Genomic DNA, 12,958 nt, shown 5'->3' with positions numbered 1-12,958 from the left:
TAAATACATTTGAGTATATACCCCAACGACATCTAGCGATCGCATAGGTAAAAATTGATTGATGTTAGAAACCTGTTAATACTCCAGATGCCTTAAGCGCATCTGGAGTTTCTTTTTGGAAAAAGCGATGGAAATTTTTCAAATCATCCGGATATGCCAGAACACGGCTGAATACGGATGCATACTGAATTATCTATATCTAACACGGGGCATCACTGTTGATGTACCCCTCCTACCAAACAACTCTCGCAAAACAGCCTCAGATGAACTGGGGCTGTTTTGTGTACTTGCAACAGAGAAGGTGTGTAAACGAGAAACACAGCAGTTGCTCCTCAGACACCTTTATCTGCATTTGAGTGTATACCCTGATGACGTAGGATTATCTCAGGGTGAAAATTTGATATAGGTAAATGCGTATCTTTCCTGACTCCAGATTTGCCACAAACATTTCTGGAGTTTTTTAATTACTAGAATTTAAAATTACCAATTACCCATCTAGTCTAGACTCCAGTGAATATTTTACTTTTCTATAGATTGATAGAATGAAAAAACAGAATAAGTAAAGCAAAGTATGACTGAAACAAAACCAGTGCGATCGCGTGGTGGAGGTAGGCTATTCCCAGAATACACAATACCACCAGAAGAGCTGGCCAGACGAAAAGCTGAAAAAGATGCTCGTGGTAAAAAAGCTCGTAGTTATTTTGAGCAAATTTGTCCCCAATTGATAGATAAACACTACAATTGGTTCATTACTATTGAGCCAAATAGTGGTGATTATTTTATTGACCGAGATATAGAAGTTGCTGAAGACAAAGCACATCAAAAGTATCCTAGCGGCTGGCTTGTAACTTTTCGTCTCAACGAGACAGGAGTCTGCGACAGGATATGATTTCAGGTAGGTTCGGTGAAATTGGTGAGCTAATTTTTGAAATAGAGCTTATTGCAACTGATGGAGGAAAATTTTCTTTAGATGTTTTATTAGATACAGGGTTTACTACAGGCTTGTTGGTACTTGATACCCAAGATGCTGAAAGTTTAGGATGGGCTTTGATTGAACGTAATCGCACGATGCAGATGACACGAGGTGAGGAATTATTTGACATCTATCAGGGAATACTTGTACTGGATCAACAAGAGTACATAATTCCTGTTGTGGCATGTTTAGGAATTCGCGAACCTCTGCTGGGTTTACAATGGTTAAAAATGTTGCCACTGGCTGTAAATTTTGCAGCAGGAGTATTGACGCTAGGATAAATATAAAAAGCGATCGCACTCCTAATCTTGACTAAATCAAAGTGCGATGTCTGACGACAAGGCGCTGCGCGTCTACGTATTTAATATAAATACTTATTTTGTTGTGTATGTCACAAAAATATCCTTTTTCATCTCTACTTCAGCCGCAGCGTCTGGATTATAAGTCGGTGATAATAAAAAACCTGCAAAAGACGGTAAAGTAACTCCAGTTTTAGAACTACATGAGGGATAAAATAATGTATAAAATGGCTCGGCTACAGAAGGAGTACCAAGTTTAACACCCATAGCAGTTGCTAAAGCCTGAGCGCGGCTTTGAGCGTCTTTCATAGCTGATTGATAAACTGAACTCTGCAAAGCTTGACAGTCATTGACTGCGTACTCAACGCCCACACTCTTGACGGAAAGATTTTCAAGTTGGCTCGTGGACTTGTTCGCTGTACCAACAATTTCCTGGACGCGATCGCGCGTTGGTTTTTCTAATCTCACCAATATCTTGGCGTTATTTTCACTGGAATTAGTGTTAATTTGCACTTGAATTTTATCAGCATTAATCCCTTTGGCAACTAGGCTATTAACTACAGGCTGGAGAGTTGCTTTAGTTAGGGATTTTTTGCTTGGTAAAGATTCTGCTGCTGTTTTGTAATTTAAAAGTAGAGTTGGTAAGGATATGCGATGGACTGACCGTAAAGATGATGGTTGCGTTTCTAACTCATCATTGCTACCTCCGCTACTGAATACCAACTCAATATCCGCTGTATCTGCTGGCACTCTCACTACCCCTTGACCGATTACCATTAATGAATGGCGATCGCTTGCTGGTGGGTAAAATAACTGGGCATTAGCGACTTTGGGTGTTAACGCTCCCACGCCGACAGTCACGGAAATACTTAGCATTAAAGCAGTTATTTTTCTCATGTCCTGGGAATGTCCTTTGAACTTAGTAATTGTCAAAGTTTACACCTCAAGAGCAATATACTGAATCCTTCATCCAAATAATTCAGGGCTTACGCACTCAAAACCTGAAATCTCGTTTGCGTAGCGCAATCCCCCCTAACCCCACTAAAAAAAGGGGGATCTCTGATCTGACTTTTCACGGTATCTGGAAAACCTCTCTCTAAATCTCTTTCCTAGAAGGAGAGAGACTTTGAATTTTCCCCCTTAGAGGGTTAGGTTTTTCGTGGGCCTTTGCATACAACGTGAAAAGTCAGATCAGCACAAAAGCAAATCTTGTTATAACTATTAACCAAACCAGTGAGAAGGTTCACAAGCTGGTTCAACTGTTTCACAAAGATGATTGCTAATCCAATCTGACTTTTCTTGAACTATTAAACAAATGCCTTGGTGAATCAAATTTTGTAAATGTAGTTGCTGCTCAAAAGGTTTACGAGGCAACTCGTAATAAGCCAAGCTTCCTTCTTCAGCCTGTGCTAGCGGAATTTGTCCGTCAGACATCACGCTGTAAAAGGAGGGAATACGGTTGAGGACGAAAGCAATTAGCTCTTGGCGTAAGTCAGGAATCGCAAAGGCTTGTTGATATGGATGGGATGGATATGTATCCAAAACGCTTTCAATCTCTCCTACTACTGATTGCTGTGTTAAATTGACTACCGGTTTCATGATTTTTAAACTCCTTTTTTAATCCAGTCAATGGTTGGTAAAGAAAACAACTTTTTTAGATGCCAACGTTGTCATGTCAATCAGTTAGAAGTGATTCAACTGATATATGCAATAGACCCTGAAACTAGCCTTTTATCTTGGTAGAATATCAGACATTTGGCTTTGCTTATTTTAGTTAAGGTTTATACTGCTTCACAGCATGACTTATTAAAATAGCCTCCAATAAGCTGGTAATTTACCGACATTTTATATTTATAATCCTAATTATTTAATATTTCTGCTTTTTTGGCAGAAATCTACATAAAACGCAGCATCAAGGCTAGGGGATCAAGATTAACGGCAATAAAATAACTTGAATTAGGAACAAGTTTTTAATGAGGTTAAGCTTTTTTGGCAATTTACATCACTTTTAGGTTAGCTGCAAAATTTGCTATTGTCTCTAAAAAACTTATTTGTTGCACGTTTGTTTAGTAAGTCATAAAAATAGCGACTCTCTATAGTGCAAAATCAGTCTAACGACAGATGAAAGAATCAGATAAAAACATTTAAAAATTTCAGATTATCTAAAGGTAGATGATGCAATTGATTATTAATTTTATCAGCCGCAGCTAATCCAGAAAGCATCGCACCTTCCACAAGATTGCCGCCACACCAATCACCACAACAAATTAAAGGTAGAGGAGTTCCGGCAGACAAAAATGCTTCGTGCCAAGGACGGCTAGGAAAGGCATAACGCCAACGATGTACTTGCATCCATTCGGGAGTATTCAGCCAAGGAAGGGACAGACATTCAGCTGCTCGTTGCAACATATACTGTCCGGCAGGTTGTAAATCCTGTGATTCTAGATGACGTTGAGCAAAATCAGCGCTACTTTGCACCACAAAATGTGGTTGTTGAGAGTTAGGACGCTTGCTACTATCCAAACCAATCCATGCTAAATCGTCATCATCCACAAAACTTAGAGCTTTCCACTGAGGGAAGGGTTGGGATGTGGGAGAATATCCAGCGATGTCTGACGACAAGCCGCTCTGCGTCTACGCACTAATCGAAGGATAAAATTCTACAGAACGCAAGTTGTCTAGAAAAACTGCATCCAATACAGTTTCGCCCAAAGGTGCCAACAACATCACAGCTTGGGGTGCAGGAATAGCGACGACTATAGCTTTTACAAATAATTCTTCGTTACTAGATTCGAGAGTCAGACACCAACTATTTTCATGAGTTGGGGTAATAGCAACGACACGCTGATTCAGTAATATTTCTAAACCAGGGGCGAGGGATTTAGCGATCGCACTCATTCCCCCAGGTGCAACATAACGCGGACTGCGGTTTGTGGGTTCAGATAAAGGAGCGCCTGCTGTGAGTTCGTAAACTTCCTCTGTCCAAACTTCGAGGATATGGCGCGTAGACGCGGAGCGGCTTGTCGTTAGACATCGCAATATCTCCACAAAACGTCCGAACAATTCACCCTTTGGTTTCAGGTAACAAGCCCCATGATCCGCCCAAGTTCCATGCAAGCGACGTGTAGCCAGTCTTCCTCCCAAACCACGCGACTTTTCTAGCACTAGCACCGAATATCCAGCTTGAATTAACTGCTGGGCGCAGACTAAACCGGCTATTCCGGCACCAATCACAGCAATATCAGTCATGAGTCAATAGTCCTTGGTCATTAGTTATTGGTTATTATCAAAGGACAAAATTACTACTAATAACTGCTGAAAGCTAATAGTAGAATAAGGTACACAAAGCTGCACGGAAGGGAGGAAGGGAAATTGGATGAGATGAGGGCGGCGCTAGAGTTAGCGACCGAAGAAGAATTGCAAGATTTAACGGCAATTCTATTTAGTCGTAAGTTCAATCCCCTAGACTATGTACGCACACCCGAACCCATCGAAGTACAAAGCCAAGACCGCAAAGCTTGGTTAGACTCACTAGAAGGTCGCTTTCGTTTTTTAGCGGCAGATGGGATGACGGTATTGCGGGGACGCACAGGGCAGGTAACTTACCGACAAGCCTTAGTTCAAGTATGTAAGTATCTAAAAATTCCCTATTCTAATCAGCTGACAACCATTGATTTAGAAGCAGAAGTATTTTTGCATCTGCTAGGACAGGTGTGGAAAAAATTGCCTGAACAGGAAAAACAAAAATTGACTCTCCGAGTGCAGCGTCACCTGATCAAATCAGAACTAAAACAACCGCTACCACTATTATTGCAACGTGACCCTTTGGGGTTACTTTTCAAAGGCGGTAGTGCGATCGCTGTTACTTCTCTTCTCCAGCCATTTGTACTTAAGCAAATTGCCCGTCAATTTGCCATCCACTTTGCCACCTATGAAGTAGCCAAACAAGCGGCGATTACAGGTTCAGAAGCAGCTACAACGCAATTCCAAAGCTATGTAGCTATGCAAATGGCTCGACGGGGTATGACTGTGAGTGCAGCCCGTTATGGGGCAACCCGCAGTATGTTTGCAGTGATTGGGCCGATAATGTGGACTTGGTTTTTTGCGGACTTAGGGTGGAGAGCGATCGCCACTAACTATGGTCGGATCATCCCTACCATCTTTGCCCTAGCTCAAATTCGCCTTACTCGTGAGGAATGTTGGGAGCCAGCTTGAACAAGCTTTTTTACTATTTCAAGTCTCATTGGCAATCTTCTTGGAACTACTCTCTATGGGCAATGTTAATCTTCCCATTGAGTCCTTTATTGGGGGCTGTGACTATAGGTGTTGTATCATTAATAACTTGGGTTAAACAATACCGCAAAATTAGTCGTCGCCCCCTCAACTGGGGATTTGCCCTTTTGAGTGTGTTGCTGATCATAAGTGCTGGGTTTGCCCAAGACAAGACAACAGCTTTCGTCGGCTTATTTAATTTATTACCATTCTTTTTAGTTTTAGCTGCTCATAGCACTCTGATTCAAACATTTGCCCAATTGCGGCAAATGGCTTGGATTTTGGTGATCGGTTCCATGCCAGTGGTAACTATCGGCTTGGGACAGTTATTTTTAGGCTGGAGTTTGAAGTTCGAGATTTTGTGGATTGTCTTAGCTTGGACGATCAGACCAGGAGGAAATCCACCAGGTCGCATAGCCTCACTCTTCTTGCACGCTAACACCTTCGCTGCTTATCTAGTGATAGTTTTCATCTTGGGCTTAGGGTTGTGGCTCGAACAATGGCGATTGGGGATTAGGTATCGAGGATTGAGTATTGGCAAGAATTCAGTCCCCTTTCTCTTCCTAACCGTGGCGATAATTACAAATTTCATTGCTTTGATTTTCACCAGTTCGCGCAATGGGTGGGCGATCGCTATTTTTGCCTGTTTAGCTTATGCACTCTACCAAGGTTGGCGCATTCTTGTAGGTAGCGTCGCTGCGATCGTCTCTAGTGTGCTTTTGGCAGCTTTTGCTCCCTCGCCAGTCGCTCAATTTTTTCGTCAGTACGTTCCTGCCTTCTTTTGGGCAAGGTTAAATGACGATATGTATCCAGATAGACCAGTCGCTTTAATGCGAAAAACTCAGTGGGAGTTTGCCTGGTCTTTAGCTCAGGAACATCCTTGGACTGGCTGGGGGTTACGCAGTTTTAGTAGACTCTACAAAGCGCAGATGCAGATTCCCTTGGGTCATCCCCATAACTTTTTTTTGATGTTATCTGCTGAAACTGGTTTTCCCAGTACTTTTTTATTTTGTGGCTTACTCGCTTGGATTTTGATTACAGGCGTGCAATTACTGCGAAAGTCAATATATATAAATACAGAAGACAGATTGATATTTTTCAGTTATCTTCTGGCCTTTGTTGGGTGGATTTTATTAAATACAGTAGATGTAACCCTCTTCGATATTCGTTTGAATGCGCTTTCATGGTTGATTCTGGCTGCCATTTGTGGAGTAGTGCATCGTTATAACCAACAAAATAGGCTTGATATTTCATCCAAATTAAAGTGAGTTTGACGAAGCTCTCCCTGGCTTGAACTTTAGTTCAAGCCAGGAAAAGGGACGTTTTGGGTAGTAAAACCTCTTAGAGGTCTTTTGATTCAGCTAATTAGGCGGACACCAATACGGTTCGGTTAAGATCCCCCGCCTACGGCGACCCCCTTAAAAAGGGGGCAAATGAGGGTTATAAGCAAGCCTTTTTAAGAGGCGCTGGAGGGATCTTCAAAATATTCAAACGTTAACCGAACCGTATTGAGGCGGACACTATATTAGCCGTCTAATTCACGTCAAATTAGTCAGTTAGGCTGTCGAGAATAGCCATTAGTTGGTTTTCAGTGTATGCACTGGGGACATTTAGAGTTTTAAGTTTATAAGATGACTATATTCACGTCTGTGAGTGTGACTAATACCTAATTAGTTACTGTTGCTGATTGTTGGGAAGGTGTAGGAACAACCCTAAAGGGTTTTCCTGCATGACGGGCATCTCTTGTAGATGCCCTTTTGTATATTTATTATTTTCCTCAGTTAAACACAATTAAAAACATATTTAGATTAATAAAAAACTGGAATTTATTCATGAAATTATCTTTGCAAAGCTTTGCATTTTTAACTTATTCATTAGGGTTATTTACAATAAATTTTGCTTTTCCTCTACCTGCTCAAGCTGCAATTGAGTGTGAAGCAGGCGATATGATTTATTATCCCAATGGTTCGCTATTAACTTGTATACTTGCTCAAAATATTACCGTGCAAGTTTCCAGTTATCGTTCAGGGACATCTAATTTTCCCTGCCAAAGAAGAAAATATATATCTTTCGGCGAAAAAGGACAGTTCCAAAGTTGTCAGCTTGCGAATGACACCCAAATTAGAACAGGTAATTCAGTTGAAACATGTCCGGCAGAATATAGGATATATGTTTCAACTTCAGATGAGGCAAATCAATCTCTTACTTGTCGCCAATACTAACACTATCAAAATAATTCGTAATTAATAATGACGCTCGATAATGTTCGCAAAGCGTCTCGTAGAGAAGCGGTAGTATCTTAACTTTGTAAGAGAGTGGCAAGTCTGAATCCCCCACTAAAAGATTGCTGAATTCTGAATTCTTATTCAAAAATATTTCTCACTTTTAGGACTTACGCACTGACAACCTCAAACCTCGATCCCCCCTAACCCACGCCAGTCGCTCCACTTGGGGAGACCCCAGACGCTCTCTACGAGACGCTGCGCGAACGCGGACTCGCTAACGCTGCGCTATCGCTTTTAGCGTCTCCCCTTCTTCCAAAGGGAGAGGCTAGCGCCCGCCGTAGGATGCCCGAAGGGCTGTAGGAAGAAGACCGCGCTGACTCCCTTTAAAAAGGCTACGGTGTACACACAAGTCGAAAAAAGCTCGATTAACCATTTCTCGTTCCCATGCAAAGCTAAAAATGGCTGATTAGGGGCTGCTGCCTCCAGTCAAAATTGAGTCGGAGCCTCAATGAATGGGTTCCGAGGCGGAGCCTGGGAACGAGTTAAGCCTCATCAAGCTAGGTTTTTAGGACTTGTGTGTACACCGTAGCCTTAAAAAGGGGGGGATCTGAAAGAGCCAACTTTTTAAGGGGGTTGGGGGATCTCTTCTGCGTAAGTCCTAACTTTTTTCAATCCACTTGCATCAAGCGATGACTACGATAACCCTTATGGTGTAAGCTCTCTGTAAAATGGGTGTGTCGGTAACGAAAAAAAGACGCCTCCATAACCAACTTTATGCTCACAACAGCTAACTTTCTTCAGTACACCCAATGGTCAGGCATAGCTACCTTGGTATTTGCTGCCTTAACAGTTTTGGCTTTTATTTTCAAATGGGGCATCCGCTTTCGGCTGGTGGGTACAACTGGCTTTATGCTGGTGCTGACGGGTGGTTTATTTGCACTCTCGATAGTCCCCTTGAGTCGGACTGTGATTCCAGGAGCAGCCCGGTACACTCTAGTTTATGACAATGGGTCAACACAAGCGGTGATTGCCACATCACCCCAAATTACACCCACACAATTAGAAGCAACTTTACGTCAAGCAGCTAGTAATCTGTTTTCTTATGGTCGCTCAGGTACACGGGAAGACGACAAATTAACAGTTCGCGCCCGTACCATTGTCCACCCGGAACCAGGGATTTCTGTACCAGTTTACTTGGGTGAGGTCAAGCGATCGCTCGTTTCTCATCAAAATTCCCCTGTCACAGTCAAAATTTACACAGACAAATTCGCCCAATTGTCAAAACCTACTGCTTAAGAGGAGCAGAAGGGCAGGGGAGCAGGGGGAAATTATTGGACAATTTTTTCTTCAGCCCTGATCCTCTTTCCCCTCATCCTCCTAGAGAACAAAAATAATTTACCTGTTATCAGGATGACAAAATTTATTTTGTATTTACTGATACATTAATAGTTATTTTTAGATTAAGATATTCACACTTTAGTGCTTCCACTGTCAGAAAAGGTCAATCAGCGTGCAGGTAATGGGTACTGAGAGTTGTGATTTGTCAGTTGTTATCCTAATTACCACTGTTGCCATTTTCACAAGTCTTTGCACCAAATCAATCGGCTGTGGGGGCGTACAGATAGATGTACGCTGCTCCTATGCACCTATCCATAGCTGGAATGACCATCGACACATTATTCAGTTCTCAATTACTTTTCCTGAGAATCTGAGAGTGGTAATGTTAATTTATTATACGGTTATTCAAAACTTTGATAGTTCGGAATTTCAGGCTAATGGACATCACAGATTCAAGCAACGTCGTTAAATTGCTTAACCAGTCGGCGATGAGCTTTGTCTTTTTCATTAGATCGGTTAAAACCTAGTTGAGCCAGATGCTTTGTTTGTAGCCATCCTGAAACCAGCGTGGCAACAAGTATTCCTGACTGCAAGTCTATTAGATTAAGAAATATCAAAGATTTTGGCAAACTAGACTATATGCCCAATAATTTTTCTACTCAACCTTCTTTGTCTACTCAAACCTCTAGTTCGTTATTTACGCTCACAGTTGCCCCAGCAAAAGTAATCCGTGGTTCTGGGGTGTTGGAAACAGCTGCAACAGAGATCGCCTGTTTGGGAAGTCGTCCCTTAATTGTGGCAGGTAAGTCTACTCTCGCCATCAGCCGAAAAAATTTGCAACCAGTTTTAGAAACGCAACAGTTACATACTGCCCAAGCTACCTATGGTGTAGATTGCTGCGAAGCTAGCCTGAAATCTTTACAGAAAACGGCAAAAGAACATAAAGCTGATGTGATTATCGGTGTCGGTGGCGGCAAAGCCCTAGATACAGCTAAATTAGTCGCGCAGCAGTTACAGTTGCCAGTGGTAACAATTCCTACTTCAGGGGCTACGTGTGCAGCTTGGAGTGCCTTGTCGAATGTTTATTCGGAAGACGGGGCGTTTCTCTACGATGTGGGGCTGTCTCGTTGTCCCGATTTACTGATACTTGATTATGAGTTGATTAAAACTGCACCACAACGGACTTTAGTAGCTGGAATTGGTGATGCGATCGCTAAGTGGTATGAAGCCTCAGTTAGCAGTGGACATTTGCAAGATACTTTAATCATTGCCGCAGTGCAACAAGCACGAGTTTTGCGAGATATCTTGTTGCAAAAGTCAGCCGCCGCCCTGAAAGAACCAGGTAGTGAAGTTTGGCGAGAAGTGGTAGACGCTACTGTGTTACTCGCCGGGGTAGTTGGGGGACTAGGAGGGGCGCAGTGTCGCACAGTTGCTGCCCATGCCGTGCATAATGGTTTAACTCATATTTCGGGACATGGCAGTATTCATGGCGAAAAGGTTGCTTTTGGAATTTTGGTACAACTGCGTTTAGAAGAAATGCTACAAGGTAATCAACTAGCAGCATCGGCACGACAACAGTTGTTAAAGTTCTACGCAGAAATTGAACTACCCCAAAAATTGAGCGATTTGGGATTGGGCAATATCACATTAGGCGAGTTGCAAACAGCTGTTGAAATTGCCCTAGTTCCTAATTCTGACATCCATCGACTACCGTTCAAAGTCGCGCCAGAACAGTTGATGGCGGCAATGGTTTCTACCACTGCACCTATAGATAGTAGAGATACTATAAATCGAGTTTCGCCCAAGGGAATCAGTGACGAGGTTTTATGAGTTTAAATTGGATTGTCCCAGCAGAACGCATACAAAAACTGCCACCTTATGTATTTGCCCGTTTAGATGAACTGAAAGCAAAAGCACGGGAACAAGGGTTAGATTTGATTGATTTGGGTATGGGAAACCCCGATGGGGCAACGCCAGCACCAGTGGTAGAAGCTGCGATCGCCGCTTTAAAAGATCCCGCTAATCACGGTTATCCTCCTTTTGAGGGAACTGCTAGTTTCCGCCGTGCCATCACCAACTGGTATCATCGCCGTTATGGTGTGGTTCTCGATCCCGATAGCGAAACCTTACCGCTACTGGGTTCGAAAGAAGGATTAACCCATCTAGCGCTCGCCTACGTTAACCCTGGCGATTTAGTTCTGGTTCCTTCCCCAGCTTATCCCGCCCATTTTCGGGGCCCAGCGATCGCTGGCGGCAAAATCCACAGTTTGATTCTTAAACCAGAAAATGACTGGTTAATCGATTTAGCTGCGATTCCAGACGAGGTTGCAAAACAAGCTAAAATTCTCTATTTCAACTATCCCAGCAATCCCACCGCTGCCACCGCCCCCCGCGAATTTTTTGAAGAAATCGTCGCCTTCGCCCGCAAATATGAAATTTTGCTGGTGCATGATTTGTGTTATGCCGAGTTAGCTTTTGATGGTTATCAACCGACTAGCTTGCTAGAAATTCCTGGTGCGAAAGATATTGGTGTGGAATTTCACACCTTATCTAAAACCTATAATATGGCTGGTTGGCGCGTTGGGTTTGTCGTGGGGAATCGCCATGTAATTCAAGGTTTACGGACGCTGAAAACTAACTTAGATTACGGTATTTTTGCCGCCTTGCAAACAGCAGCCGAAACAGCTTTGCAACTGCCAGATGTGTATTTGCACGAGGTACAACAACGCTACCGTACCCGCCGCGATTTCCTCATTCAAGGATTAGGAGAGTTGGGTTGGGATATCCCCAAAACCAAGGCGACGATGTATCTTTGGATGAAGTGTCCCGTTGGCGTTGGTTCCACAGATTTTGCCCTGAACGTGTTGCAACAAACTGGTGTTGTTCTTACCCCAGGTAATGCCTTTGGGGTAGCCGGTGAAGGGTATGTACGGATTAGTTTGATTGCAGACTGCGATCGCTTAGGTGAAGCTTTACATCGCTTCAAGCAAGCTGGCATCCGCTATCAACCTGAAACCGCACTTTCTACATGAGAAGCGATCGCCGATCTCGTTAGTTGAATAGAGTCAGGAAACCCAACATTACATGACTCAAATTTTTGCTGATGATGTTTGATATCATGTAAAAAAGTAGATAGAGTTAAAAATGATTGGTACTAATATTTACATCAGTCAAGAAACTCAATAATCTCTAATTAAAGCTGCTGCTTTAAAATAAATGTCTGTTGAAGAACTAGCTTCTTCTATTTTGAAGCAAAGTATTCAAGAAAAGTTTAGGCAAATTAGCTATTCTTCCGAGAATAAAGGCAAATTTGCCATTAATCCTCTTGTAAAAATGCAACCCTATACTTATTTGGCAGATCCTAATGAACCCGTTATTTCTCCTGATGATTGGGAAATAAATCAGAATTTGGAAGTGAATGATTTGTGATCATTCTTGATACTCATATTTGGGTTTGGTGGAATCACAATGATTCAAGGTTGACCCCTCCCCAGCGTCAAGCAATTTTGGATTTTGGATTTTAGATTTTAGATTGACCCCAGCAATTAAGTGAGGTAGTTCGGTCTTGGGGGTTTCCCCCATTAGAAACTACCGAACCCGTAAGGGAAGGGTCACGGGCAAATCATTTAATTTTGGATTTTAGATTTATTCTCGCGTTTAAATTCGCTTGCTCTCAAACCTTTTTAAATTTTGGATTTTGAATCTTCTTTTCCATTATCCAAAATTTAAAATCTAAAATTCGGTGAGGCAATATCCCCAGTGAATGAAAGCTGAAAGCCAATCTCAGTAGTGAATGACTGGAAATAAAAATCTATTTTATTTCCAGTCATTCAGAATTTTTCTGTAATCCT

Annotated in this window: 12 protein-coding genes and 1 pseudogene; 10 read left to right on the top strand and 3 right to left on the bottom strand. The window is 42.4% G+C overall.

What is annotated here, in order from left to right; translation table 11 throughout:
• The first annotated feature begins 127 nt into the window (after positions 1-127).
• The 3 genes from V7K30_RS04785 to V7K30_RS04775 all read left to right on the top strand — a co-directional run bounded on the left by V7K30_RS04785 (position 128) and on the right by V7K30_RS04775 (position 1,254).
• Entirely contained in the window at positions 128-406 is a 279-nt protein-coding gene (locus V7K30_RS04785) for a hypothetical protein (protein ID WP_334997619.1), read from the top strand.
• Between the two features lie 165 nt (positions 407-571).
• A complete protein-coding gene (locus tag V7K30_RS04780; RefSeq protein WP_334997617.1) occupies positions 572-889 on the top strand; it encodes a hypothetical protein in 318 nt (105 codons plus the stop codon).
• Positions 886-1,254, top strand: coding sequence for an aspartyl protease (locus V7K30_RS04775; protein ID WP_334997615.1), 369 nt, complete (start codon positions 886-888; stop codon positions 1,252-1,254). Before V7K30_RS04780 ends, V7K30_RS04775 begins: the two co-directional genes overlap by 4 nt.
• Positions 1,255-1,347: 93 nt before the next feature.
• On the opposite strand, the gene V7K30_RS04770 is transcribed toward V7K30_RS04775, so the two are convergent.
• The 3 genes and pseudogenes from V7K30_RS04770 to V7K30_RS04760 all read right to left on the bottom strand — a co-directional run bounded on the left by V7K30_RS04770 (position 1,348) and on the right by V7K30_RS04760 (position 4,521).
• On the bottom strand, positions 1,348-2,205 hold the full coding sequence (locus V7K30_RS04770; RefSeq protein ID WP_334997613.1) for an SIMPL domain-containing protein: 858 nt from the start codon (positions 2,203-2,205) through the stop codon (positions 1,348-1,350).
• A gap of 288 nt (positions 2,206-2,493) precedes the next feature.
• On the bottom strand, positions 2,494-2,871 hold the full coding sequence (locus V7K30_RS04765) for a hypothetical protein (RefSeq protein WP_334997611.1): 378 nt from the start codon (positions 2,869-2,871) through the stop codon (positions 2,494-2,496).
• 531 nt (positions 2,872-3,402) lie between these two features.
• Positions 3,403-4,521, bottom strand: a pseudogene (locus V7K30_RS04760) (NAD(P)/FAD-dependent oxidoreductase).
• A gap of 123 nt (positions 4,522-4,644) precedes the next feature.
• Between V7K30_RS04760 and V7K30_RS04755 the strand changes: the two are divergent.
• The 7 genes from V7K30_RS04755 to V7K30_RS04725 all read left to right on the top strand — a co-directional run bounded on the left by V7K30_RS04755 (position 4,645) and on the right by V7K30_RS04725 (position 12,536).
• Positions 4,645-5,487, top strand: coding sequence for a hypothetical protein (locus V7K30_RS04755; protein ID WP_334997609.1), 843 nt, complete (start codon positions 4,645-4,647; stop codon positions 5,485-5,487).
• Positions 5,469-6,812, top strand: a complete 1,344-nt coding sequence (locus V7K30_RS04750; protein ID WP_334997607.1) for an O-antigen ligase family protein — start codon at positions 5,469-5,471, stop codon at positions 6,810-6,812. The genes V7K30_RS04755 and V7K30_RS04750 overlap by 19 nt, the downstream gene beginning before the upstream one ends.
• 564 nt (positions 6,813-7,376) lie before the next feature.
• On the top strand, positions 7,377-7,766 hold the full coding sequence (locus V7K30_RS04745; RefSeq protein ID WP_334997605.1) for a hypothetical protein: 390 nt from the start codon (positions 7,377-7,379) through the stop codon (positions 7,764-7,766).
• Between the two features lie 777 nt (positions 7,767-8,543).
• The gene (locus V7K30_RS04740) at positions 8,544-9,065 is read left to right on the top strand and encodes a Ycf51 family protein (RefSeq protein WP_334997603.1); all 522 of its coding nucleotides are present in this window, start codon (positions 8,544-8,546) and stop codon (positions 9,063-9,065) included.
• 681 nt (positions 9,066-9,746) lie between these two features.
• The gene (locus V7K30_RS04735; protein WP_334998142.1) at positions 9,747-10,937 is read left to right on the top strand and encodes an iron-containing alcohol dehydrogenase family protein; all 1,191 of its coding nucleotides are present in this window, start codon (positions 9,747-9,749) and stop codon (positions 10,935-10,937) included.
• The gene (locus V7K30_RS04730) at positions 10,934-12,139 is read left to right on the top strand and encodes an aspartate aminotransferase (protein ID WP_334997601.1); all 1,206 of its coding nucleotides are present in this window, start codon (positions 10,934-10,936) and stop codon (positions 12,137-12,139) included. The genes V7K30_RS04735 and V7K30_RS04730 overlap by 4 nt, the downstream gene beginning before the upstream one ends.
• A gap of 184 nt (positions 12,140-12,323) precedes the next feature.
• Positions 12,324-12,536 (top strand): hypothetical protein, encoded by a 213-nt coding sequence (locus V7K30_RS04725; RefSeq protein WP_334997599.1) that lies wholly within the window; start codon positions 12,324-12,326, stop codon positions 12,534-12,536.
• Positions 12,537-12,958: the final 422 nt, after the last annotated feature.

This window comes from Nostoc sp. (assembly GCF_036917655.1).
GTDB lineage: Bacteria > Cyanobacteriota > Cyanobacteriia > Cyanobacteriales > Nostocaceae > Nostoc.
This window is presented reverse-complemented; position numbering and strand designations above follow the sequence as displayed.